Source organism: Burkholderia sola (assembly GCF_905400185.1).
GTDB classification, from domain to species: Bacteria; Pseudomonadota; Gammaproteobacteria; order Burkholderiales; family Burkholderiaceae; genus Burkholderia; species Burkholderia sola.
Genome location: NZ_FR989677.1, coordinates 764271 through 787950 on the forward strand (window position 1 = coordinate 764271; position 23680 = coordinate 787950).

The window sequence follows — 23680 nt, forward strand, 5'->3', positions numbered from 1 at the left end:
GGCCATCGATCCGTTCCGCTACCGGCTCGCAACAGCCTGCGCTTCCGGCGCCTGCCATCCACCGCCAAGCGCCTTGAACGCCGCGACCGCCGCGCGCGCCGCTTCGGTTCGCGCCTGCACGCGTTCGTCCGATGCGCGCAGCAGGCTTTCGTCGGCCTGCAACACCTCGATCAGGCTGACCACCCCTTTCTGGTAAGCCGCGAACGATGCGGTCCGCGCGCGGCCGAGCGAATTCACGCCGTCGCCGAGAATGGCTGCCTGCTCGTCCCGCTTGACGAGCGCCGAGAAGGCATTCTCGACGTCCTCGGTCGCGTGCAGCGCCGCGAGCCGATACGCGGCCAGCATTTCGGCATCCTGCCCTTTGGCCTGCGCGATCTGCGCATTGATCCGGCCGAAGTCGAACAGGCGCCAGCGCAGGCCGAGCACGCCCGCCGCCTGGTTCGCGCCGCCGGCAAACAGGTTGCCGGCGCCCATCGTCGTCGCGCTGCCGATCAGCCCGCTCAGCGAGAACTTCGGGTAATACTCGGCGATGGCCACGCCGATGCGCGCGTTCGACGCCGCCACGCGCCGCTCGGCGACGATCAGGTCGGGCCGGCGCCGGAGCAGTTCGCCGGGCGTGCCCGTCGCCGCAATCCGAGGCGCAACCGGCACGTTGCCGCCGGCGAGCAATTCCGCGCGATGCGTGCCGGGCTGCGCGCCCAGCATCACGTCGAGCGCATTCATCGCCGCGTCCAGCGCCGCTTCGAGCACCGGCACCGTCGCGCGTACCTGCGCGAGCGCGCCTTCGGCCTGCCTCACCTGAAGCTCCGCCGCGAGGCCCTTTCCATAGAGCAGGTTGAGCGTCGACAGCAGATCCTGCTCGGTCCGCACCTGGCGCCGCGCGACGTCGAGGCGGCCCTGCAACCCGCGAATCGTGATGTAGGTGTCCGCGGTTTGCGCGGCGACGGCGAGCCGCGTCGCGACCGCCGCCGCTTCGGATGCCTGATAATCGGCGAGCGCCGCTTCGCGGCCGCGGCGCAACCCGCCGAATACGTCCAGTTCCCAACTCGCGTTGAGATCGGCCTCGTAGTCGTTGCCATGACGGTCGAAACCGGGTGTTGAATTCAACACGCGCCCCAACGGCGTTTCGACCGACTGGTAGACGCGCGCGGCCTGCCCGCTTACATTGCCCGACGGCAGCAGCGCCGCGTTCGCCGCACCGAGCCCCGCGCGCGCCTGCTCGACGCGCGCCGCGGCCTGCGCAAGATCGAGGTTCTGCGCGAGCGCCAGCGTGATGTATTGCGTCAGTTGCGGATCGCCGAAGCCCGTCCACCACGTCGCGAGGTCGGCGTCGGCCGCCGCGTGGCGCTGGTCCACGGCGCGCTGACCCTGGAACTGCTGCGGCATCGCCACGTCCGGCCGCACATAGTCGGGACCGACGGCGCACCCCGCCGACAAGATGGCGGCCAGCGCCGCGGCAACGATGGGTTTGGGTAGCATGTGGGCTTTAGCAAGAATCCGGTAGTGACTATAATACCAAATAGTCACTCGTTGTCCATTCCTGTCCGTTGCAGACCATGAAAAAAATCGACCCTTCCCCGGCGCCCGCGCGCGGCCCGGCCGACCACGACGTCCGCGACCAGATCGTGGCCGCCGCCACCGAGCACTTCAGCCGGTACGGCTACGAAAAGACGACCGTGTCGGACCTCGCGAAGGCGATCGGCTTCTCGAAGGCCTATATCTACAAGTTCTTCGAGTCGAAACAGGCGATCGGCGAGATGATCTGCGCGCACTGCCTGCACGAGATCGAGACGGACGTGCGCGCGGCTGTCGCCGAGGCCGAACTGCCTACCGAAAAGCTGCGGCGGATGTTCAAGGTCTTCACCGAGGCGAGCCTGCGGCTGTTTTTCCGCGACCGCAAGCTGTACGACATCGCGGCGTCGGCCGCCACCGAAAACTGGCCGTCGGTGCAGGCCTACGAGGCGCGCGTGCAGAAGCTGCTGCAGGACGTCCTGCAGGAAGGCCGGCAAAACGGCGAGTTCGAGCGCAAGACGCCGCTGGACGAAACCGCGACCGCGATCTACCTCGTGATGCGGCCGTACCTGAACCCGCTGCTGCTGCAGTACAACCTCGACACGACCGACGCCGCGCCCGCCCAACTGTCCAGCCTCGTCCTCCGAAGCCTCGCACCGTGATGTGCTCCCATTTGTGACCATTGACTATATTGGTCACTAGATACACAATGAAAGCCCCGATCACTTCATCACTGGGTCTTTCATGGTTCGGCGTCGCCTCGCTTTCTTCGCAGTCGCTTCCGCACTGCCCGTCGCGCTAGCCGCCTGCAGCGGAAAAGCGCCGTCCGATCCGCGCACGGAGGCGCCGCTCGTGCGCACCGCCGTCGTGCAGGCGGCCGTCCCCGCGTCCCGCTCGTTTACCGGAACCGTCGCCGCGCGCGTGCAGAGCGATCTCGGCTTCCGGGTAGCCGGCAAGGTGCTGGAGCGGCTCGTCGATACCGGGCAAACCGTGCGGCGCGGCCAGCCGCTGATGCGGCTCGACCCGGTCGACCTGAAGCTCGCGGCGCGCGCCCGCGACGAGGCGGTCGCCGCCGCACGGGCCCGCGCGCGGCAGACCGCCGAGGACGAAGCCCGCTACCGCGACCTGCGCGGCACCGGTGCGATATCGGCATCCGCGTACGACCAGGCCAAGGCCGCGGCCGATGCCGCGAAAGCGCAGTTGAGCGCCGCCGAGGCCGACGCCGACGTCGCGCGCAATGCGACCGGCTATGCGCAACTCGTCGCGGACGGCGACGGCGTGGTGATGGAAACGCTCGCGGAGCCCGGTCAGGTCGTTAGCGCGGGGCAGCCGGTGGTGCGGCTCGCGCACGCCGGCAGCCGCGAGGCCGTGATCCAGCTGCCGGAAACCCTGCGCCCGGCGATTGGGTCGCTCGCGCAGGCCGGGCTGTTCGGCAAGCCGGACGTCGGCGTCCCCGCGACGCTGCGCCAGCTTTCCGATACCGCGGATGCGAGAACGCGTACTTTCGAAGCGCGCTACGTGCTGCAGGGCGCGCTGGCCAATGCGCCGCTCGGCGCGACCGTCACGATCCGCATCGCGGACGACGCGCGCACGGCTTCGCAACCCGGCATGCAGGTGCCGATCGGCGCGCTGCTGGACGCGGGCAACGGGCCCGGCGTGTGGGTCGTCGCCGGCGAACCGGCCAAGGTGACGTGGCGGCCGGTCAAGGTCGAACATCTCGACGACGACGGCGCGCGCGTGTCCGGCGACGGCGCGCTCAAGCCAGGCGAGCGCGTCGTCGCACTCGGCGCGCAGTTGCTGCACGAAGGCGAAGCGGTCCGCGTGTCTGCGCCGCCCGCCACCATCGCGAGCGAAGGAGCACGGCCGTGAGCGAACGCCGCTTCAACCTGTCCGCGCTCGCCGTGCGCGAGCGCGCGATCACGCTGTTCCTGGTCTGCCTGATTTCGCTGGCCGGCCTCGTGTCGTTCTTCAAGCTGGGCCGCGCGGAAGATCCGGCGTTCACGATCAAGGTGATGACCGTCATCACCGCATGGCCGGGCGCCACCGCGCAGGAAATGCACGACCAGGTTGCCGAAAAGATCGAAAAGCGCATGCAGGAGCTGCGCTGGTACGACCGTACCGAAACCTATACGCGTCCGGGCCTCGCGATCACGACGCTGACGCTGCTCGACAGCACGCCGCCGTCTGAAGTGCAGGAGCAGTTCTACCAGGCACGGAAAAAGATCGGCGACGAGGCGACCAACCTGCCGGCCGGCGTGATCGGCCCGATGGTCAACGACGAATACGCGGACGTCACGTTCGCGCTGTTCGCGCTGAAGGCCAGGGGCGAACCGCAGCGCCTGCTGGTGCGCGACGCCGAAGCGTTGCGTCAGCGGCTGCTGCACGTGGCGGGCGTGAAGAAGGTCGACATCATCGGCGAGCAGGCCGAGCGCATCTACGTGCAGCTGTCGCACGACCGGCTCGCGACGCTCGGCGTGAGCCCGCAGGACGTATTCGCGGCGCTCAACGGCCAGAACGTGCTGACGGCGGCCGGCTCCGTCGAGACGCGCGGGCCGGAGATCTTCATTCGCGTGGACGGCGCGTTCGACAAGCTGCAGAAGATCCGCGACACGCCGATCGTCTCGCAGGGCCGCACGCTGAAGCTGTCGGACATCGCGACCGTCGAGCGCGGCTACGAAGATCCGTCGACGTTCATGATCCGCAACAACGGCGAACCCGCGCTGCTGCTGGGCATCGTGATGCGCGACGGCTGGAACGGGCTCGACCTCGGCCGCGCGCTGGACGGTGAAGTCGGCGCGATCAACCGCGAACTGCCGCTCGGCATGAGCCTGACCAAGGTCACCGATCAATCCGTGAACATCAGCTCGGCCGTCGACGAGTTCATGGTCAAGTTCTTCGCCGCGCTGCTCGTCGTCATGCTGGTGAGCTTCGTCAGCATGGGCTGGCGCGTGGGACTCGTCGTCGCCGCGGCCGTGCCGCTGACGCTGGCCGTGGTGTTCGTCGTGATGGCCGCCACCGGCAAGAACTTCGACCGCATCACGCTCGGCTCGCTGATCCTCGCGCTCGGGCTGCTCGTCGACGACGCGATCATCGCGATCGAAATGATGGTCGTGAAGATGGAGGAAGGCTACGGGCGCGTGGCCGCGTCGGCCTACGCGTGGAGCCACACGGCCGCGCCGATGCTGGCCGGCACGCTGGTGACCGCGGTCGGCTTCATGCCGAACGGCTTCGCGCGCTCCACCGCCGGCGAATACACGAGCAACATGTTCTGGATCGTCGGGATCGCGCTGATCGCGTCGTGGGTCGTGGCGGTGGTGTTCACGCCATATTTCGGCGTGAAGATGCTGCCCGAGTTCAGGAAGATCGAAGGCGGCCACGACGCGATCTACGACACGCCGCGCTACAACCGCTTCCGCCAGCTGCTGACGCGCGTGATCGCGCGTAAATGGCTGGTCGCGGGGTCCGTCGTCGGCCTGTTCGTACTCGCCATTCTCGGCATGGCGGTCGTCAAGAAGCAGTTCTTCCCGATCTCCGATCGCCCCGAGGTGCTCGTCGAGGTGCAGATGCCGTACGGCACGTCGATTTCGCAAACGAGCGCCGCCGCGTCGAAAGTCGAAGCGTGGCTCGCGAAGCAGAAGGAAGCGCGGATCGTCACCGCGTACGTCGGCCAGGGCGCGCCGCGCTTCTATCTGGCGATGGGGCCGGAGCTGCCCGATCCGTCGTTCGCGAAGATCGTGGTGCGCACCGACAGTCAGGACGAACGCGACGCGTTGAAGGCGCGCCTGCGCCGCGCCGTCGCCGACGGCCTTGCGCCCGAAGCGCGCGTGCGCGTCACGCAGCTCGTGTTCGGCCCGTATTCGCCGTTCCCGGTCGCGTATCGCGTCACCGGCCCCGATCCGGACACGCTGCGCGGCATCGCGTCCGACGTCGGGCAGGTGATGAACGGCAGCCCGATGATGCGCACGGTCAATGCCGACTGGGGCACGCGCGCGCCGACGCTGCATTTCACGTTGCAGCAGGATCGCCTGCAGGCGGTCGGGTTGACGTCCAGCGCGGTCGCGCAGCAGTTGCAGTTCCTGCTGACCGGCGTGCCCGTCACCGCGGTGCGCGAGGATATCCGGACCGTGCAGGTCGTCGCGCGTTCGGGCGGCGACGCGCGGCTCGACCCGGCGCGGCTCGACGACTTCACGCTCGCCGGCGCGAACGGGCAGCGCATTCCGCTGTCGCAGGTCGGCAAGGTCGACGTACGGATGGAAGAGCCGATCCTACGCTGGCGCGATCGCGTGCCGACGATCACGGTGCGCGGCGACATCGCCGACGGCTTGCAGCCGCCGGACGTATCGGCCGCGATCACGAAACAGCTTCAGCCGATCGTCGCGCGGTTGCCGAGCGGCTACAGGATCGAGGAAGCAGGCTCCATCGAGGAATCCGGCAAGGCGACGAAGGCGATGCTGCCGCTGTTCCCGATCATGCTCGCGATCACGCTCGTCATCATCATCTTCCAGGTGCGCTCGATCTCGGCGATGGTGATGGTGTTCATGACGAGCCCGCTCGGGCTGATCGGCGTGGTGCCGACGCTGATCCTGTTCGGGCAGCCGTTCGGCATCAACGCGCTGGTCGGGCTCATTGCGCTGTCGGGAATCCTGATGCGCAACACGCTGATCCTGATCGGGCAGATCCATCAGAACGAACAGGCCGGGCTGGATCCGTTCCATGCGGTCGTCGAGGCGACCGTGCAGCGCGCGCGGCCGGTGATCCTCACCGCGATGGCGGCCGTGCTCGCGTTCATTCCGCTCACGCATTCGGTGTTCTGGGGCACGCTCGCGTACACGCTGATCGGCGGCACGTTCGCCGGCACGATTCTCACGCTGGTGTTCCTGCCGGCGATGTACGCGATCTGGTTCAGGATCGGGCCGGGTCGTGCCGCCGGCTCGCATCGCGGCGAACCCGAACCGGCGTCACTGACCGACTCCACGCTCGCGGCCGCGCTCGACGCACGCAACTGACGCGCCCACCATTCATACTCGAAGGAAACAATCATGTCGAACCCTACCGTTGTCGTCGTGACGGGCGTGTCTTCGGGCATCGGGCGCACCACCGCAGAGCAGTTCGCCAGACGCGGGTGCCGGGTGTTCGGTACCGTGCGCAGCATTGCCCGAACCGCGCCCGTCGCCGGCGTCGAGTTGATCGAGATGGACGTGCGCGACGATGCGTCCGTTCAATCCGGAATCCGTACGATCGTCGAGCGCGCCGCGCGTATCGACGTGCTCGTCAACAATGCGGGCACGAGCCTGATCGGCGCGGTGGAGGAAACGTCGGTGGTCGAAGCGGCGGCGCTGTTCGACACCAACGTGTTCAGCATCCTGCGCACGGTGCAGGCGGTGTTGCCGCACATGCGCGCACGGCGCGGCGGACGCATCGTCAACGTCAGTTCGGTGCTCGGGTTCCTGCCCGCGCCGTACATGGGCCTCTATGCGGCGTCCAAGCATGCGGTCGAGGGATTGACCGAAACACTCGATCACGAGCTGCGCCAGTTCGGCATTCGCGCGACGCTGGTCGAACCGTCGTTTACGCGGACCAGCCTCGACGTCAATGCGCCGCGCGCGAGCGCGAAGATCGCCGACTACGACCGCGAACGGACGCTTGCGGCGCGCGCGGTCGTCGACAACGTGAAAGCTGCGCCCGAGCCCGACGGGGTGGCGAGCACCATTGTCGAGGCCGCGCTCGGCGCGTGGCGCATGCGACGCGCGCCGAGCGGCGAGGCATCGCTTTTGCGCACGCTGCGGCGCTTCATGCCGGCCGGCCCAGTCGATTCGAGCCTGCGCAAGAAATTCCGGCTCGGGTGACGGGACGATCGATGCAAGCGTCTTATCGTCGCAAGGGGGCCGCAAGGACGGTTCCCTCGCAACGATACCCGTCGATCACCGCCGCAGCACCGCCACCGCCTTGATCTCGACGATATAACCGGGCGCGCCGCCGAGCATGTGCGCGCCGACGGCCGTCCATGCCGGCCGCGGATGCGCATGGAAATAGCGGTCACGCACCTGCATGAACAGCGGCAGGTCGCGCATGTCGGTGTGGAACGTCGTGAGGTCCACGACGTCGTTGAACAAAGCACCGGCCGCCTCCAGCACGTGCTTCAGATTCTCGAACGCCTGCACGATCTGCGCTTCGCGATCCTCGACCCGCTGCATCGCGGCGTCGCGGCCGATCTGGCCGGATATGTAAAGCGTATCGCCGACCCTCACTCCCGGCGCATAGCCGATTTTTTCGTACACGGCCTCCATGCCGGCCGGGATGATCGCTTCGCGTTTGCTCATGAGTGTCTCCATGGCCGGGTTTGCCGCGCCGACCGGTTACGTGATCGTTGTCGTGCGCACGGCAGCAGCGCGTGCACTGTGAAGCACAGCAAATCGGCAGGCGCGCCCCTCAACCCGTATCCCCACCCGCGACCGGCAGCACCGTCCCGGTGATGTAGCTCGCCTCGTCCGACGCGAGGAACAGGATCGGCGCGATCTGCTCGTCGAGGCTGCCGTAGCGCTTGAAGTACGTCGATTCGGTCACCTGCCGCACGGCCTCGGCCATCCACGCTTGCTCCTGCTCGGTGTCGCCGGCCGCATTGCGCGGCACGCGGCGCGGCGGCGCACTGGTGCCGCCCGGTGCGGTGGCGACGACGCGGATGTCGTGTTCCGCATATTCCATCGCGAGCGCCGACGTCAGCGCGTTCACGCCGCCCTTCGCGGCCGAGTACGGCACGCGGCGAATGCCGCGCGTCGCATTCGACGAGATGTTGACGATCGTGCCGCCGCCGCGCGCGATCAGGTGCGGCAGCACGGCGTGACACGCATAGAGCGTCGGCATCAGCGAGCGGCGGATTTCCGCGTCGATCTGCGCCGGCTCGAACTCCGCGAACGGCCGCATCCGGATCGCGCCACCGACGCCGTTGATCAGGATGTCGATGCCGCCGAACGTCTTCACCGCATACGCGATCGCCGCATGCGCGCCTTCGTACGTTTCGAGATCGGCGACGAAGCCGGCCGTCTCGCCACCGGTCGCTTCGGCCGCCACGTCGGCGACGAAATCCGCGCGATCGACGAACAGCACCTTGCCGCCCTCGGCCGCCGCGCGCAGCGCGACACCGCGGCCGATGCCCTGCGCCGCGCCGGTGACGACGACGACCTTGCCGGAGAATCGTTGCATGGTCATGCCGCCTTTGCCGTGACGTTGGGGGTGAACTTCTCGTAGTGGAAGCTGTTCGGCTTCACGCCTGCATCGTCGAAATACTGGCGCACCGCATCGACCATCGGCGGCGGCCCGCACAGATACACGTCGACGTCGCCGTCGTTCAGCGCGTCGGCCGGGACGTGCTGCGTGACCCAGCCCTTGCGTGCGTGGTTCGACGCCGAATCGGCAACGACCGTCGTGAAGCTGAAGTTCGGCAGCTTCGCCGCCAGCGCTTCGATCGCGTCGACCAGCACGAGATCGAGATCGCGCGTCACGCCGTAGATCAGGTGCACCTTCTGCTGCGACCCGCTGCGCGCGAGCACGTCGAGCATCGACAGGAACGGCGCGAGGCCCGTGCCGCCGGCGAGGAACAGCAGCGGCCGCTGCACGTCGCGCAGATAGAAGCTGCCGAGCGGCCCGTGCAGTTCGAGCGTGTCGCCGGGCCGCGCGGATGCAAGCCACGTGCTCATTACGCCGCCGGGAATCTTCTTGATCAGGAATCCGACCTTCGCGTCGCCCGGCGCGGACGAGAACGAATACGACCGATGCTGGCCGCTGCCCGGCACACCGATGTTCACGTACTGGCCCGGCAGGAACGCCGGCGCATTCGCGCCGACGTCGAGTTCGAGCACGACGGCCGCATCATTGTGCTGCTCGACCTTCGTGACCGTCGCGACAAAGCTGCTTTGCCCGGTCTTGCACGCGACCGACGACGTCGGCACCGCGATCACGCAATCGCTGTGCGGCACCATCTGGCACGTCAGCACGAGGCCGCCGTCCTTTTCGTCCTCGGTGAGCGCATCGTCGATGTAATCGTCGCCGAGGTCGTAGTGCCCGCTTTCCGCACGGCACTTGCAGGTGCCGCACACGCCGTCGGAGCAATCCATCGGCAGGTTGATCTTCGCGCGGAAGGCTGCGTCGAGCACCTTCTCGCCGGCCTTGCAGTCGATGAAGCGGGTTACCCCGTCCTCGAAATTCAATGCAATCCTGTAACTGGACATCGCGTCACCTCCACTTCCTTTCATGGCAAAACAACGGGCGTCAGACGTGATACACGTCGAGCACCTGCCGGATGTAGTCGTTCTTCAGCACGATCTTCTTGTGCGAAATCAGCAGTGCGTCGCCCGCCCGGCGCAACGTGACGAACATCGTGCCGAAGAAGTGATCGGTCACGCGATAACGGTGGTTCAGCGTGTGGAAGTTGTAGCGCACGTCGACCTCGTCGTCGCGTTCGGCCAGCACCTCGACGTTCGTCACGTTGTGGCTGGTGCGCGGCTCGGGCGTCGATGCGCCGCTGCGCTCGGTCTTGATCCGGAACACGCGATCCTCGAGGCCGCCGCGGTCCGCGTAGTACATCAGCGAGATCTGGCGCTGCGGATCGTCGGTGGGCCGATCGTCGTCGTCCCACGCCGGCATCCAGTACGTGACGTCCTCCGTGTAGCAGGTCAGCCACGCGTCCCACTCGCGATCGTCGAGCAGGCGCGCCTCGCGATACAGCGCCGCGCAAATCGTCCGGTAATCGAAGCTCATGCCGCCACCTCCCCGCGTTCCTTCTTCAGCGCATCGCGCATCACGTTCACCCAGTGTTCGTGCTGACACACGAACAGTCCTTCGTCCTCGCTGCGCTCGCCCGAAATGCGCGGGTTCAGCCCCATCTTTTTCGCGTTCTCGTCCGGCCCGTCGATCCACAGCGGCGCGCCGCGCGACAGGTCGTTCCACATCGCCGTGATGCCCGCATAGCCGGCCTGGCACGCACGAAACTCCTCGAGATCGTCGGCCGTGCCCATGCCGCTCACGTTGAAGAAATCCTCGTACTGGCGAATCCGCGTCGTGCGATCGGCTTCGCTCTCGCCCTTTGGCGCGAAGCAGAAGATCGTGACTTCGGTTTTGTCGACGCCGAGCGGCCGCACCACGCGGATCTGCGTGCTGAACTGGTCCATCAGGAACACGTTCGGGTACACGCACAGGTTGCGCGTCTGGTTCACGATGAAATCGGCCTGAACGTCGCCGACGCGCGCACGGATCTCGTCGCGGTGCTGATACACGGGCCGCACTTCCGGGTTCATCGTCTGGGTCCACAGCAGGATGTGGCCGTGGTCGAAGCCGTACACGCCCGCGACCGACTTGCTCCAGCTGTTCGCATCGACCGCCTTGGTGCCGTCTTCCTTGCGGCGGCTCATCGTCGCCGCATAGTTCCAGTGCACGGTGCTGACGTGGTAGCCGTCGCAGCCGTTTTCCATCTGCATCTTCCAGTTGCCTTCGTAGATGTAGGACGAGTTGCCGCGCAGCACTTCGAGCCCGTTCGGCGCCTGGTCGACGATCTGGTCGATGATCACGCGCGCTTCGCCGAGGTAGTCCTCGAGCGGCAGAACGTCGGCGTTGAGGCTGCCGAACAGGAAGCCGCGATAGTTCGCGAAGCGCGCGACCTTCTTCAGGTCGTGCGAGCCGTGCGTGTTGAACTGCACCGGATACTCGGTCGTCTTCTCGTCCTTCACCTTCAGCAGCTTGCCGGTGTTCGAGAAGGTCCAGCCGTGGAACGGGCACGTGAAGCTGCCCTTGTTGCCGTGCTTGCGGCGGCACAGCATCGCGCCCTTGTGCGCACACGCGTTGATCACCGCATGCAGCTCGCCGCCCTTGTCGCGCGTGATGACGATCGGCTGGCGGCCGATCCACGTCGTGTAGTAATCGTTGTTGTCCGGAATCTGGCTTTCGTGCGCCAGGTACACCCAGTTGCCCTCGAAGATGTGCTTCATCTCGAGTTCGTACAGCTCCGCGTTCGTGAAGATGTCGCGGCGGCAGCGGAAAATGCCGGCCGCCTTGTCATCCTGCACGGCGGTTTCCAGCAGGTGATCCAGTTCGTTGGCAGCGTCGATCGTGACGGACATGATGGCTCCTTCCATGCGCGTGCCGCGTCCTGCAAGCACGCTCGCATCGATATCGGTTGAATCTCGGGGGACCGGCCAGCAGCGGCGACGCACGCACGCGCGCCACCGTGCTGCCGGACGGGTTATGCCGTGGCTGAGGCGCGCAGGCGGTCGACGATCTGGTTGTCCTTGCCCTGTACGCGCGGCGTCAGCACGAAGTTGAATTCGATGTCCTGGTACGCATCGGTCTTCATGCCGAGCGCCGTGCCGCCGGTCTTGTCGGTCACGGGCGGAATCAGCTCCTCGCGCGTCGCATACGCGAAGTCGTCCCAGATCAGCGGATCGCCGTCGATGTTGAACTGCGTGGTCAGCTTTCGATGGTCATCGCTCGTCACGAAGAAGTGCACGTGCGCCGGGCGGTTGCCGTGTCGGCCGAGCCGGTTCAGCAGTTGCTGCGTCGCGCCCTGCGGCGGGCAGCCGTAGCCGACCGGCATCAGCGTGCGGAATTCGTATTGGCCGTCGGCGCCCGTCTTCACCGCACCGCGCAGGTTGAAGTCGCTCTGCTTACCGGTCGGGTCGAAGTGCGAATAGAAGCCGTGCGAATTCGCATGCCAGCATTCGACCAGCGCGCCGGCCACCGGCTTGCCGTCGAGATCCTTCACCGTGCCGTGGATCACGAGCGGACCCGCGCCGTCGTCCGCGTCGAGGTCGATCTTCGCGACGCCGTCGCGCACCGGGGCGCCCGCCACGTACAGCGGCCCCTCGATCGTGCGCGGCGTGCCGCCGTCGAGGCCGATCGCCTCGTCCTCGGCATCCATCCGGATGTCGAGATACTTCTCGAGACCGAGGCCGGCCGCGAGCAGCGCCGCTTCACCATCCTGACCCAGCTTGTTCAGATAGTTCACGCCGGCCCACACTTCGTCGGGCGTGATGTCGAGATCGTCGATCGCCTTGAACAGGTCGCCGAGCAGGCGCAGCACGATCTGCTGCGTGCGTGCGTCGCCGTTCGTGCCGCTTCCGCCAGTCCCGCCCGCGTTCGATGCGGCCTTCAACAGATCCTGCACTTCCCGGGTATCGAAAACTTTGACGCTCATGATGCTGTCTCCATGTGTATTGGGGGGATGGCGGTCTTTGCCTGGCTCGATTACCGCGCGACTTTCGTCAGCCCGTCGCGGGTGAAACGCCTGACCTTGTCCTCGTCGAGCACGATGCCGAGACCGGGGCCGTCCGGCACGGTCAGTTCGAAGTCGCTGTAGTCCAGCGGCTGGGTCAGGATTTCTTCGGTGATCAGCAGCGGCCCGAACAGTTCGGTGCCCCACTGCAGGTTCGCGACGCTCGCGAACAGGTGCGCGGACGCCACCGTGCCGAACGCGCCTTCGAGCATCGTGCCGCCGTACAGCTCGATGCCGGCCGCGTCCGCGATCGCGGCCACGCGCTGCGCGGCGAAGAGGCCGCCGCTCTGTTCGATCTTGATCGCGAACACGTCCGCGCCGTGCTGCTTCGCGATGTCGAATGCGCTGTCGGGGCCCTGCAGGATTTCATCGGCCATCAGCGCGACGGGGAAACGGCGCATCAGGCGCGTCAGCGCCGCGGCCGACGCGACCGGCTGCTCGACCAGTTCGCAGCCCGCATCGGCCAGCGCCGGAATCGCGCGCGCGGCCTGCGTTTCGCTCCACGCCATGTTCACGTCGACGCGCACCGACGCGCGCTCGCCGAGCGCCTTCTTGATCTCGGCCACGTGGCGGATATCCATTTCCGGCGCCTTCGCGCCGATCTTCAGCTTGAATACGTTGTGGCGGCGCAGGTCGAGCATCCGTTCGGCTTCGGCGATGTCGGTGGCCGTGTCGCCCGACGCGAGCGTCCACGCGACCGGCAGGCGATCACGGCGACGCCCGCCGAGCAGTTCGCTGACCGGCACGCCGAGACGCTTGCCGTGCGCGTCGAGCAGCGCGGTTTCGAGCGCGCTCTTCGCGAAATGGTTGACCTTCGCGAGCTTGCCGACGAACGCCATCAACGTCTGAACGCGCGTCGCGTCACGGCCGATGATCGCCGGTGCGAGGTAAGCATCGATCGCGAGCTTCATCGCTTCCGGGCTTTCCGGGCCGTAGGCCATGCCGGCGATCGTCGTGCCTTCGCCGATACCGGTCACGCCGTCGCTGCAGAACACCTTCACGAGCATCAGCGTCTGGCCGTGCATCGTGGCCACCGACAACTTGTGCGGGCGGATCGTCGGCAAGTCGACGAGACGGGTTTCGATGCGTTCGATGGTGGGGGAGGACATGGGACACGCTGCGTGGGGGCTGTTCATGGAACGGATTTATACGCGGCGGGGAAATCGGGCGTCCAATACTTTTGGGCGGGATTTTCGATACCTAATTGGTATTGAAATCGCCCCCTGAATGCGAAATATTGCGGTGCGCCATACCTGTTTGGGTAGGCAGACGGGCTGGGAGGGTTGATGGAGCGGGTTGCGCGGGGTCAGGGGATCGTTTGGGCGGGGGCCTGCCGAGGCTGCTTGCGGCAGCGGGAAAACGAGCTGAAAACCGGCGGCCTGCCGAGTCGATCAGGGTTTTCCTGAGGGAAAAAAACGGTGGGCCGCCGTCGGGCCGTCGGCTTCGGTGTCGGCGTCGGTTTCGGCGAACGACCGGAAGGCCGTCACGCTTGCACTCATTGACGCAAACATGCTCCCTAAGACATCGATGAGGCGTCGGCAAGCGGTCGTATGTGCGACCGGCCGCCGGGCCGATACCAGCGACCGGATGCCGGGCACACGGCGGCGGGTGCGCCGTTCGACCAGACTTGTTCCTCATCCAGGTGCAGCGAGGTCGAACGGGCAGTGTCGAAGACGACGTCAAGCGCTTGCCCGACATGGACGTCTTCGATGGGAAGCTCCCAGGTCAGGAATATCTGGATGCAATCGCGGCCTGGCGCGAAGTCGACCGCATTAAATTCGCGACTGCCGCGCTGAATGACGCCATGAGGCTGGCCCGTATCGAATATCACAGCGGTCCCCCGGGTCAGCGGAATGCGATGGCCGGTAGCGGGAAAATGCAAGTCCAGCCCTCGGTCCTCGCTCAGGAAGAGATTGCAGAAGGCCGCACCGCCATATTGCGCGCCGTCATGGTGGTACCTCGCGCCACGACAGGCCATGAGGGCCACGTCACTGGCGGCAAGCACGTTGGGCAGTCCGAGTGCGCCCGTCCAGTCGGACATGGCCTGCACGCAGCGCTTGTAGTCCGGCCAGCGCGCTTGCGTTCGCGCCAACGGCATTGCCTCGACGTCCCCCGGCTCCAGGACGAGCCGCGACGATGTCTCTCTTTCCCAATCTGCGAGCAGCCGTGCGGAAGGAACCGGCACGTCGACCGTGCCTGATAGAACGATGTCACTGACGCGTCGACTGCGAATGGCGTCGCCGCTCCAGAAATAGGAAGTCAGCATGTCTCGAATTCGATGCCGTCGAAGGGGACAGATGGGGCAATTGTAGCGATTCAGCCTGATCACGTCGGCGAAAATCGGCCACGAACTGCCGGTCGCATGCGCCGCCGGCAGGCCGCTCAGGCGTCGGCTCTGCTTCGCAACCGGCCATCTGCCTGTCGCAAGGCGAGCGCTCGTTCAGCGCTCGAAATGGACATCCATCTGAGCGGCCAACGACGCCCGGCGCGACCAAGCGGCCGCGTCTCGCCTGTTAATCCCTGTCAGCCTGCCGGATTTCGTGCCGTGACGACCCAGGCAGCGCCGTTGATCAATACCGCTCCCTCTCCGGGGAGGCTCGCGAAGGCGGCATGAACGGCGGAGGAGGCACGGGCGCGGATGTCGTCGGGTTGACCAGCGAGCGCACGCGACAGCGGGCCGACCTGGAGCGTCATCCTCACTGCGTCGGCGATCGCGGCGTCCCGCGTTTCGCCCTCGCCGAATGGGACGGCGGCGTCGAAGGGCGAGATAACGATCTCGGCGAAACCGGCCGCCGTCAGGATGCGCGCCACGTGCTCCCGGTCGCCGAACGAAAACGGGCCGGGCGCGTCGGGATCGGGCAGCGCACTCGGCGGGACGATGTCCTTGAGCGCGCCCACCGGCAGTCGCATCCAATCGTTCTCGGCCGCCCCGCGCCAGCAGACGAAAGCGACCCGGCCACCCGGCCGGAGCGCGCGTCGCATATGGGCGAACGCCGCTGTCGGATCGGGGAAAAACATCACGCCGAAACGCGAGAACAGAATGTCGAACGCGCCTTCGGGCAGCGCTGCGCTGCTGGCGTCGGACACCTGAAACAGGGCCGGCGTATCGTGGCGCGCAAGCGCGCGCGCTCGATCGATCAGCGGTTCGGATATGTCCACGCCCAGCACGTGGCCCGCCGCGCCGACGCGAGCAGCCAGCGCCAGACTCGACGCGCCCGCGCCGCAGCCGATGTCCAGCACGCGCTCACCCGTCGCGGGCGCGGCGGCTTCGATCGCGGCCTGCCCGAACACCGCCACCAGAGCGTCGAGCCGAGCCTGGTTGGCGACCCAGCGCTCGCCGCTTTGACCATTCCAGTCACCCGCCTGATCAGCACTTTGCTTTGCCATGTCATTCTCCTTGACCCGACGATCCGCCTTTCGCCGCGTCGATCCATGTCAACCTGTTCGAACGCGACGACGCAACGAGAGCAGGAATCCGTGCGCTCAAACCACCATCGACTGCTGGGCGAAGATACCCGCCATCGCGCCCTGCGATGATGCCTGGGTGACCGAGGGCAAGAACGGCGTGGCGAGGTCGCCGGCGGCGTAGATGCCGGGCATGCTGGTTTGGCGGCGCTCGTCGACCGCGAGAACGATGCCGGTAGGCGTATCGACCGTGGCGAGGCCCAGTGATTCGTGCAGGCTGGCGGACGGCTTGTTGCGCGGTTGGGCGAACAGGACGTCGACCGCGACGTTGCGGCACGTGTCGAGATTGACGGTGGCGATATGGCCGTTCTGGTGCGCGATCTCGACGATCCGGCCATCGACGACAGACAGGTTGCGGCGCGCCAGATCGGCCCGGATATCGGGCGCGATGTCATGACCGTCAGTGAAGATCGTCAACGCGTCAGTCCAGTCGCGGAACAGCCTGGCAGACTGGTACGACTGCGGTCCGGACCAGACGAGGCCCCAATGCTGGCCGGCGACTTCAAAGCCGTCGCAATAGGGGCATGGCACGATGGACGTGCCCCAGCTTTCGGCAAAGCCCGGAACCTCAGGCATCTGGTCGGCGACGCCATAGCTCAGGATCAGGCGGCGCGCCCTCAAGCTTTCGTGATCGTCGGTGACGACGCAGAAATCGTCGATCGCGCCAGACACGCTCTCCGCCCGGGCATTGACCAGCTTGATCGTCGGATAGCGCGACAGCTGCTGCCGCGCCTCGACCAGGATGTCGAGCGGCGGCTTGTGATCGTGGCCGAGCAGGCCATGCGAGTGACCGGCAAAGCGATTGCGCGGGCGGCCGGTATCGAGCACGGTGACCTCGCGGCGGGCACGGCCGAGCTGCAGCGCGGCGGCGAGGCCGGCAAAGCTGCCGCCGATGATGATGACGTCATTCATGGTGATGGGCTCCGTGTCCTGGTGGGAGGGGCTGGGCTTGGTGCGCCATATCGTCCAGCGATACGCGCTCCAGACGGGCTGCGAGCAGGGCTTCGGCAACGGCGCGACAGTCGCCGTCACCGTGTTGAACGGCCGGACAATGCCGCTCGATATCGCCGGGCGGCCGGGGAAACTGATTCGGACGACCGGTTGAAACCGACCCTTGGCTTGCATATTTATGATACTTAATGGTATCCTAATTCATGGATTTGAATACTGTCAAGTACTGAAATGATCGTGACCGAAAACAACCAGGGCCGCCGCGGCCGGCCCGCCAACGACGCGCTTCGCCAGACGATCGTCGACGCCGCCTGCGAACTCTTCGTGGAATTGGGTTTTCAAGCGACGACCATGGACAAGGTCGCCCAGCGCGCGAAGATATCCAAGCTCAGCATCTATCGACACTTCGAGAGCAAGGAGGCGCTGTTCAGCGCGGCCATGGCGGCCCACTGCCAGCAGTTTGCGCCGCAGACCCTGACCGAAGGCATCGCCGGTTCGGCTGAAGATCAGCTCATGGCGGTAGGATCATCGCTGCTTCGCACGCTGTTGAGCCCGGACGTCCGCAGCGTCGAAGCCATGGTTTTGGCCGACAAGACGAATCAAAGATCGTTGAGCAAGCTCCATTACGAAGCGGGGCCCGCCCATGTCATTGCCCAAATCGAGGCCGTGTTGCGTCAGTTGCACGCGAAAGCGATGCTGAACGTACCCGATGCTCACCGGTCCGCCCGCTTGTTTGGCGCGCTCTTCAAAGGATGCGATCTGCTGCTTGTCGCGCGCTTCGACGAGGCGAGCGCACGGAACGACAACGAAATCGAGTCCTATTGCCGGTCGGCCGTCGCCATGTTCATCGCCGCGCACGGCGGCATCTAGCGGTGCGTTGTCGCGGCTTGATGACGAACCCGCAGCAGTTGCAGATGATGTTCGCCCCGGGCAACCGATGGATGATCCGTGGACGACTGACGGGGAGGCCATTGCGCGAGCGCAATGGCCCGACAACTGTTCAATTTCCGCACACGGAATCGCAAACGCGTCCCGATCCACGCGCCTCCCACGCGTGGGAAGAAATCCGGATAGCCCCGCTTCCCCGCGCTTGCCTACCCTCGCGCGCATGCCGATCGACGCCAACCCACGCCCGATCCGGCCGATCCGAATTTCCCCAGGAGCGCAAATGGATAGCAACACCCCCGCACTGTTCGACACCGACATCTGGCGCGGCAAGACCTTCAATGGAAACTGGCACGCCAGCCCGCACGCCGCCGACGTAATCGAACCGGCAACCGGCAACGCGCTCGGCCGCATCGGCGTCGCCGACGCCGCAGCCATCGCCGAAGCATCGGCTACCGCACACCGCACCCAGCCCGCCTGGTTCGCCCTGCCCTACGACGAGCGCGCGGCCATCCTGCGCCGCGCGGCGGCCGTCGCCGAAACGCACTTCGATTCGATCGTCGACTGGCTCGTGCGCGAAAGCGGCTCGACCCGCGCGAAGGCAGCGTTCGAAACGTCGGTTACGATCAAGGCGCTGCACGAAGCAGCCGGGCTGCCGTCGCGCGCGGCCGGCGAAGTACTGCCGTCGGCGGCCGGCCGGCTGTCGCTCGCGCGCCGCCGCCCGCGCGGCGTGGTCGGCGTGATCTCGCCGTTCAATTTCCCGTTGTATCTCGCGATACGCGCGGTCGCGCCGGCGCTCGCGCTCGGCAACGCGGTCGTGCTGAAGCCCGATCCACGTACCGCCGTGTGCGGCGGCGTCGCGATCGCCCGCGTGTTCGAGCTCGCCGGCTTGCCCGAAGGCGTGCTGCACATGCTGCCCGGCGATGGCGCGGCCGGCGCGGCGCTGGTCGCCGATCCGCACGTCGCGATGATCCAGTTCACCGGCTCCACCGCGGCCGGGCGCAAGGTCGGCGAAGCGGCGGGCCGCCACCTGAAGAAGGTATCGCTCGAACTCGGCGGCAAGAATTCGCTGATCGTGCTCGACGATGCCGATCTCGACCGCGCGGTCGCGAACACCGCGTGGGGCGCGTATCTGCACCAAGGCCAGATCTGCATGGCGACCGGCCGCGTGCTCGTGCAGCGTGCGATTCACGACCGCTTCGTCGCGAAGCTCGTCGAGAAGGCGCGAAGCCTGCGCGTCGGCGATCCGGCCAGCGGCGACGTCGGCCTCGGCCCGCTGATCAACGCCGCGCAACGCGACCATGCGGCGAGCGTGGTCGACGCGGCCCGCCGTGCGGGCGCACGGGTCGAGACGGGCGGCAATCATCGTGGCCTGTTCTTCGAGCCGACCGTGCTGAGCGGCGTCGCGCCGGGCAATCCGGCATTCGACGAGGAGATTTTCGGGCCGGTCGCGATCGTCGTGCCGTTCGATACCGACGAAGACGCGATCGCGCTCGCCAATCAAACCGAATACGGACTGTCGATGGCGATCCTGTCGGCCGACGTCGGCCGCGCGCTGAGGATCGGCGAGCGGTTGAACACCGGGCTGTTGCACATCAACGACCAGACGGTCAACGACGAAGTGATCAATCCGTTCGGCGGCGTCGGCGCATCGGGCAACGGCACGAGCATCGGCGGTGCGGCAAACTGGGAGGAATTCACGCAGTGGCAGTGGCTGACGATCAAGGGCGAAGCGCCGCTGTATCCGATTTGACGAGGAGACCGACATGTACACCGACAACGATACACGCGCCGTCACCGCGGCCGTCGCCCGCGCCGCCGGCGCACCCTTCTCGATCGAAGCGGCCCGCATCCGCGCGCCGCGCGGAGACGAGGTGCTCGTGCGCGTCGTCGCGACCGGCCTGTGCCATACCGACCTGATCGTGCGAGACCAGTACTACCCGGTGCCGCTGCCGGCCGTGCTCGGTCACGAAGGCGCCGGCGTGGTCGAGGCGGTCGGCCCGAACGTGAAGACGCTCGCCGCCGGCGATCACGTCGTGTTGACCTACGGCGCGTGCGGCCATTGCGCGTCGTGCGTCGGCGGTCACGGCGCGTATTGCCGGCAGTTCTTCGCGCTGAATTTCGGCGGCGCCGACGCCGACGGGCAGACGGCCATCCGCGACGAAGCCGGCCAACCGCTGCACGATCATTTCTTCGCGCAGTCGTCGTTCGCGAGCTATGCGCTCGCCCGCGAGAACAACGCGATCAAGGTGCCGAAGGACGCGCCGCTCGAACTGCTCGGCCCGCTCGGCTGCGGGATCCAGACCGGTGCGGGCGCGGTGATCAACTCGCTCGCGGTGCGCCCGGGCAGCAGTTTCGCGAGCTTCGGCGCCGGCGCCGTCGGCATGAGCGCCGTGATGGCCGCGCGCATCGCGGGCGCGACGACGATCATCGCGGTCGACATCGTGCCGTCGCGGCTCGCGCTGGCGCTGGAGCTCGGCGCGACGCACGCGATCAACAGCCGGGAAGTCGACGTGGCCGACGCGATCCGCGAGATCACCGGCGGCGGCGTCGACTACGCGCTCGAATCGACCGGGCTGCCGGCGGTGCTGTCGCAAGGAATCGACGCGCTCGGCTCGCGCGGCACGATGGGCGTGGTCGGCGCGCCGAAGTTGGGTACGAGAGCCGAATTCGACGTGAACAGCCTGCTGCTCGGCGGTCACACGATTCGCGGCATCGTCGAAGGCGACAGCGTGCCGCAGACGTTCATTCCGCAGCTCGTGCAGCTGTATCTGCAAGGGCGGTTTCCGTTCGACCGGCTGGTGAAGTTCTATCCGCTCGACCAGATCAACCAGGCGGCGGAAGACAGCAGCAAGGGGATCACGCTCAAGCCGATCCTGCGGTTGCCGCACTGAGCGCGCGGGCGCCCCACGTGCCGCCGACGCGTCGCGGCGGCACGTGGGGCGCCCTCGGGGAAGGCAAATGCCGCATTCCGGGCACCGCGCTATATTACGCATTCGCTCGACACGCTGGCGCGGCACGCGCGCCCGGACCTTCGACCCACATGGAGCGTAGCGTGAACATGGCCCCCGAATCCCCTGCACGACCGGTCGACCTCGACCGGCTCCGCGCCCGCTTCGCCGCGGGCGAGCCGCTGCCGGAAACGGCGTTGCCGGCCAGCGTCGCGCGCTCGTGGCTGCGCTCGCGCGACGCCGGGCTCCGGCCGTGGCAAACCGCCCGCTATGAAATGCAGCGCGAGCGCGACGAATCGCGCGCGGATCGGCGGCTCCATCGCTGCGTCGCGCAGGAAATCGAGCCGCTGTGGGCCGCATTCGGCGGCAGCGAATGGACGATCATGTGCGTCAATCCGCACGGCACGATCGTCCATGCGCGCCGCAGCCCGCAATGCGACGACGTGCTGCTGACGCCGATCGTCGCCGGGCGCCGGATCGTCGAACCGAACATCGGCACGACCGCGCCGAGCTGCGTGATTCACGACGGCGCCGAAGCCGTCGTCGCGGGCGCGCAGCATTATCTCGACGAGTTGTCGCGGGTGTTCTGTCTCGCGGTGCCGCTGGTCGGCTTCGACGGCGAAGTGATCGGCGCGCTCGATATCACCGGCGTCGGCAGGCGTAATATCGCGCAGTTGCGCGAGTCATTCCGGCACGCATCGCTGTCCGCCGAACAGCGGCTCTATGCGATGCTGCGCGACTGCCATCTGCTGCAGGTGCAATTCGATCCGCGCTGGCTCGGCACGCCGCTCGCCGGCGTCATCGCGCTCGACGAAGCGGGCCGCGTGCGCGCGGTGAGCCGCCTGGCCCGCCAGATGCTCGACCTCGCGCCCGCCGGGCCGGCGGCGCCGGTCGATCTCCGGCAACTATTTCCGGGCGCGACGCCCACGCAGCAGCGTCGTTTGCTGACACCGGCGCGCACGCCGCAGCGAATCGCGCGCGACGATGGTAGCCACGTATGGGTGCGCACCGTACGCGCGCCGCTTGATCGCGCGGCCGCAACGCGCGACGCCGATGTGCTCGAAGACGCGGAGGACGTGTGCAACGCGGCGCCGGCGGGCCGCCCTCACGCCAACGCCAGCCTGCACGAACAATCGCTCGATGCGATCCGGCGCGCGCTCGACGAGCACGACGGCAACGTGTCGGCGGCCGCGCGGCAACTCGGCATTTCACGCACGACGCTATACGCGAAACTTCGGCAGCGCGATGCGGCGGGGCTCGGGCACGACGGGTCGCGTTGACGATTCGGGATGAGCCGATCGTCCGGCGATTGCACTAAGCCACTGCCCGCCGTTCATGCAGCCGCAGCGCGAGCCATGCGATCCCGACCGCGAACGCGCCGACCACGCCGCCGAACGTGCCGATCCACGGCAGCCCGAAGTCTCCCGCGATATGGTTGCCGAGCAGCGCGCCGGCGCCGATCCCGACGTTGTACAGCCCGGAGTAGATCGACACGGCGAGGTCGGTCGCCTCCGGCGCCAGTTTCAGCACCCATGCCTGCATCGCCAGCCCGAAACAGACGATCGCGCCGCCCCACACCAGCGTGTGCACGGACAGCGTAACGATGTTCAGCGCGCACGGGAACAGGATCAGCAGGCAGCCCGACAACGCGACGATCGACGCGAGCAGGAAATCGTCGGGCCGGTGCGGATAGACGCGATTGAAGCAGACCGCGGCCGGCAGGCCCGCGACGCCGAACAGGATCAGCACGTACGTGATCCGGCTGTTGCTCGCGTGGTTGACGCTCTGCACGAACGGTTCGATGTACGTGTACGACGTGAAGTGCGCGGACACGACGAGCACGGTGATCGCGTACAGCGCGACCAGCGCCGGCTTGCGCAGGAACACGCCGATGCTGCTCAGCGACCCGGCGCCCTGGCTCGGTAGCACCGGCAACGTGGCGCGCAGCAACAGCAGCGTGACGCCCGCCGCGCCCGCGATGATCAGGAACGTGACGCGCCAGCCGAACGCCTCGCCGATCACGCGGCCGAGCGGAATCCCGGCCACCATCGCGATCGCGGAGCCCATCGCGATCAGGCTGAGCGCACGGCTCTTGCGGTCGCTCGGCGCGAGCCGCACCGCGAGCGGGATCGAAATCGACCAGAACACCGCATGCGCGCATGCGATGCCGAGCCGGCCGATCATCAGCACCGTGAAATTCCATGCGAAGCCGGTCACGACATGGCTGCCGACGAACACCAGCAGCGCGACACTCAATAGCTTGCGACGCTCGACGTGCCGCGTGACGAAGGTCAGCGGCAACGACACGACCGCGACGGCCCACGCGTAGATCGTCAGCATCAGGCCGACGGCGGTCGGCTGCATCTGCAGGCTGTCGCCGATCGCGCTCAGCAGCGCGACGGGCACGAATTCGGTGGTATTGAAGATGAAGGCGGAAAGCGCGAGGGCCAGAACGCCCCACCACGATTGCTCGGAACTGACGGCGTCGGGGGTTGCCATACGGGGATTCGACGAAGGTTGGGCGCGCGCGGGCGGCCCGCCCGGCGCATCGGCGCGATTGTACCAGCGCCGTTCGACACGCCGCCGCCGCGCGCGGCGCGTGCGGCGCGGGACATGGCGGTGACACGGCCGTGCGCCGATAATGTGACGAATTGGG

Annotated in this window: 21 protein-coding genes; 9 read left to right on the top strand and 12 right to left on the bottom strand. The window is 67.2% G+C overall.

Annotated elements, in window-relative coordinates; translation table 11 throughout:
- Positions 1-18 precede the first annotated feature (18 nt).
- A complete protein-coding gene (locus tag KR541_RS33535) occupies positions 19-1479 on the bottom strand; it encodes an efflux transporter outer membrane subunit (protein WP_216090120.1) in 1461 nt (486 codons plus the stop codon).
- Positions 1480-1556: 77 nt separating this feature from the next.
- Between KR541_RS33535 and KR541_RS33540 the strand changes: the two genes are divergently transcribed.
- From KR541_RS33540 to KR541_RS33555, 4 genes are all read left to right on the top strand, one after another.
- Positions 1557-2174 carry a TetR/AcrR family transcriptional regulator gene (locus KR541_RS33540; protein WP_050013935.1) on the top strand — a complete coding sequence of 206 codons (618 nt, stop codon included), beginning with the start codon at positions 1557-1559 and terminating at the stop codon, positions 2172-2174.
- Between the two features lie 82 nt (positions 2175-2256).
- Complete coding sequence (locus tag KR541_RS33545; protein WP_089490367.1) at positions 2257-3381, top strand: efflux RND transporter periplasmic adaptor subunit; 1125 nt, start codon at positions 2257-2259, stop codon at positions 3379-3381.
- Positions 3378-6518, top strand: a complete 3141-nt coding sequence (locus tag KR541_RS33550; protein WP_204384545.1) for an efflux RND transporter permease subunit — start codon at positions 3378-3380, stop codon at positions 6516-6518. Before KR541_RS33545 ends, KR541_RS33550 begins: the two co-directional genes overlap by 4 nt.
- A gap of 33 nt (positions 6519-6551) precedes the next feature.
- Positions 6552-7358: an oxidoreductase gene (locus tag KR541_RS33555; protein ID WP_204384546.1), complete on the top strand. Its 807-nt coding sequence runs from the start codon at positions 6552-6554 to the stop codon at positions 7356-7358.
- 75 nt (positions 7359-7433) lie between these two features.
- Here KR541_RS33555 and KR541_RS33560 read toward each other — a convergent pair whose 3' ends face one another.
- From KR541_RS33560 to KR541_RS33605, 10 genes are all read right to left on the bottom strand, one after another.
- A complete protein-coding gene (locus KR541_RS33560) occupies positions 7434-7832 on the bottom strand; it encodes a RidA family protein (RefSeq protein WP_050013939.1) in 399 nt (132 codons plus the stop codon).
- A gap of 109 nt (positions 7833-7941) precedes the next feature.
- Positions 7942-8718, bottom strand: a complete 777-nt coding sequence (gene benD / locus KR541_RS33565; protein WP_124555871.1) for a benzoate diol dehydrogenase BenD — start codon at positions 8716-8718, stop codon at positions 7942-7944.
- Positions 8715-9737: a benzoate 1,2-dioxygenase electron transfer component BenC gene (gene benC / locus KR541_RS33570; RefSeq protein ID WP_216090121.1), complete on the bottom strand. Its 1023-nt coding sequence runs from the start codon at positions 9735-9737 to the stop codon at positions 8715-8717. The genes benD and benC overlap by 4 nt, the downstream gene beginning before the upstream one ends.
- A 40-nt stretch (positions 9738-9777) precedes the next feature.
- Positions 9778-10266 (bottom strand): benzoate 1,2-dioxygenase small subunit, encoded by a 489-nt coding sequence (benB, locus tag KR541_RS33575; protein WP_124593680.1) that lies wholly within the window; start codon positions 10264-10266, stop codon positions 9778-9780.
- On the bottom strand, positions 10263-11621 hold the full coding sequence (locus tag KR541_RS33580; RefSeq protein WP_216090122.1) for a Rieske 2Fe-2S domain-containing protein: 1359 nt from the start codon (positions 11619-11621) through the stop codon (positions 10263-10265). The genes benB and KR541_RS33580 overlap by 4 nt, the downstream gene beginning before the upstream one ends.
- A gap of 122 nt (positions 11622-11743) precedes the next feature.
- Positions 11744-12694: a catechol 1,2-dioxygenase gene (gene catA / locus KR541_RS33585; protein WP_124593682.1), complete on the bottom strand. Its 951-nt coding sequence runs from the start codon at positions 12692-12694 to the stop codon at positions 11744-11746.
- A 50-nt stretch (positions 12695-12744) separates the two neighbouring features.
- The gene (locus tag KR541_RS33590) at positions 12745-13881 is read right to left on the bottom strand and encodes a muconate/chloromuconate family cycloisomerase (protein ID WP_089490363.1); all 1137 of its coding nucleotides are present in this window, start codon (positions 13879-13881) and stop codon (positions 12745-12747) included.
- A 407-nt stretch (positions 13882-14288) separates the two neighbouring features.
- Positions 14289-15038, bottom strand: coding sequence for a hypothetical protein (locus KR541_RS33595; protein WP_050013946.1), 750 nt, complete (start codon positions 15036-15038; stop codon positions 14289-14291).
- A gap of 257 nt (positions 15039-15295) precedes the next feature.
- On the bottom strand, positions 15296-16159 hold the full coding sequence (locus KR541_RS33600) for a class I SAM-dependent methyltransferase (protein WP_089490362.1): 864 nt from the start codon (positions 16157-16159) through the stop codon (positions 15296-15298).
- A gap of 96 nt (positions 16160-16255) precedes the next feature.
- The gene (locus KR541_RS33605) at positions 16256-17149 is read right to left on the bottom strand and encodes an NAD(P)/FAD-dependent oxidoreductase (RefSeq protein WP_050013948.1); all 894 of its coding nucleotides are present in this window, start codon (positions 17147-17149) and stop codon (positions 16256-16258) included.
- On the opposite strand from KR541_RS33605, the gene KR541_RS33610 reads away from it, so the two are divergent.
- From KR541_RS33610 to KR541_RS33630, 5 genes are all read left to right on the top strand, one after another.
- Positions 17148-17342 carry a hypothetical protein gene (locus KR541_RS33610; protein ID WP_050013949.1) on the top strand — a complete coding sequence of 65 codons (195 nt, stop codon included), beginning with the start codon at positions 17148-17150 and terminating at the stop codon, positions 17340-17342. The two genes, KR541_RS33605 and KR541_RS33610, sit on opposite strands and share 2 nt — an antisense overlap.
- Before the next feature lie 83 nt (positions 17343-17425).
- Positions 17426-18058, top strand: a complete 633-nt coding sequence (locus KR541_RS33615; protein ID WP_209924504.1) for a TetR/AcrR family transcriptional regulator — start codon at positions 17426-17428, stop codon at positions 18056-18058.
- A 298-nt stretch (positions 18059-18356) separates the two neighbouring features.
- Positions 18357-19826, top strand: a complete 1470-nt coding sequence (locus KR541_RS33620) for a benzaldehyde dehydrogenase (protein WP_176016216.1) — start codon at positions 18357-18359, stop codon at positions 19824-19826.
- Positions 19827-19839: 13 nt separating this feature from the next.
- The gene (locus KR541_RS33625) at positions 19840-20967 is read left to right on the top strand and encodes an NAD(P)-dependent alcohol dehydrogenase (protein WP_216090123.1); all 1128 of its coding nucleotides are present in this window, start codon (positions 19840-19842) and stop codon (positions 20965-20967) included.
- Between the two features lie 167 nt (positions 20968-21134).
- Positions 21135-22304: a helix-turn-helix domain-containing protein gene (locus KR541_RS33630; protein WP_252996725.1), complete on the top strand. Its 1170-nt coding sequence runs from the start codon at positions 21135-21137 to the stop codon at positions 22302-22304.
- A gap of 34 nt (positions 22305-22338) precedes the next feature.
- Here the strand turns inward: KR541_RS33630 and KR541_RS33635 are convergent, their stop codons facing one another.
- Complete coding sequence (locus tag KR541_RS33635) at positions 22339-23523, bottom strand: sugar transporter (RefSeq protein ID WP_216090125.1); 1185 nt, start codon at positions 23521-23523, stop codon at positions 22339-22341.
- Positions 23524-23680 lie beyond the last annotated feature (157 nt).

Excerpts from the sequence above, each read along its gene's own strand:
- KR541_RS33535 (WP_216090120.1), bottom strand. The coding sequence starts at position 1,479 with ATGCTACCCAAACCCATCGTTGCCGCGGCGCTGGCCGCCATCTTGTCG.
- KR541_RS33540 (WP_050013935.1), top strand. The coding sequence starts at position 1,557 with ATGAAAAAAATCGACCCTTCCCCGGCGCCCGCGCGCGGCCCGGCCGAC.
- KR541_RS33545 (WP_089490367.1), top strand. The coding sequence starts at position 2,257 with ATGGTTCGGCGTCGCCTCGCTTTCTTCGCAGTCGCTTCCGCACTGCCC.
- KR541_RS33555 (WP_204384546.1), top strand. The coding sequence starts at position 6,552 with ATGTCGAACCCTACCGTTGTCGTCGTGACGGGCGTGTCTTCGGGCATC.
- KR541_RS33560 (WP_050013939.1), bottom strand. The coding sequence starts at position 7,832 with ATGAGCAAACGCGAAGCGATCATCCCGGCCGGCATGGAGGCCGTGTAC.
- benD (WP_124555871.1), bottom strand. The coding sequence starts at position 8,718 with ATGACCATGCAACGATTCTCCGGCAAGGTCGTCGTCGTCACCGGCGCG.
- benC (WP_216090121.1), bottom strand. The coding sequence starts at position 9,737 with ATGTCCAGTTACAGGATTGCATTGAATTTCGAGGACGGGGTAACCCGC.
- benB (WP_124593680.1), bottom strand. The coding sequence starts at position 10,266 with ATGAGCTTCGATTACCGGACGATTTGCGCGGCGCTGTATCGCGAGGCG.
- KR541_RS33580 (WP_216090122.1), bottom strand. The coding sequence starts at position 11,621 with ATGTCCGTCACGATCGACGCTGCCAACGAACTGGATCACCTGCTGGAA.
- catA (WP_124593682.1), bottom strand. The coding sequence starts at position 12,694 with ATGAGCGTCAAAGTTTTCGATACCCGGGAAGTGCAGGATCTGTTGAAG.
- KR541_RS33590 (WP_089490363.1), bottom strand. The coding sequence starts at position 13,881 with ATGTCCTCCCCCACCATCGAACGCATCGAAACCCGTCTCGTCGACTTG.
- KR541_RS33595 (WP_050013946.1), bottom strand. The coding sequence starts at position 15,038 with ATGCTGACTTCCTATTTCTGGAGCGGCGACGCCATTCGCAGTCGACGC.
- KR541_RS33600 (WP_089490362.1), bottom strand. The coding sequence starts at position 16,159 with ATGGCAAAGCAAAGTGCTGATCAGGCGGGTGACTGGAATGGTCAAAGC.
- KR541_RS33610 (WP_050013949.1), top strand. The coding sequence starts at position 17,148 with ATGGTGATGGGCTCCGTGTCCTGGTGGGAGGGGCTGGGCTTGGTGCGC.
- KR541_RS33605 (WP_050013948.1), bottom strand. The coding sequence starts at position 17,149 with ATGAATGACGTCATCATCATCGGCGGCAGCTTTGCCGGCCTCGCCGCC.
- KR541_RS33620 (WP_176016216.1), top strand. The coding sequence starts at position 18,357 with ATGGATAGCAACACCCCCGCACTGTTCGACACCGACATCTGGCGCGGC.
- KR541_RS33625 (WP_216090123.1), top strand. The coding sequence starts at position 19,840 with ATGTACACCGACAACGATACACGCGCCGTCACCGCGGCCGTCGCCCGC.
- KR541_RS33630 (WP_252996725.1), top strand. The coding sequence starts at position 21,135 with ATGGCCCCCGAATCCCCTGCACGACCGGTCGACCTCGACCGGCTCCGC.
- KR541_RS33635 (WP_216090125.1), bottom strand. The coding sequence starts at position 23,523 with ATGGCAACCCCCGACGCCGTCAGTTCCGAGCAATCGTGGTGGGGCGTT.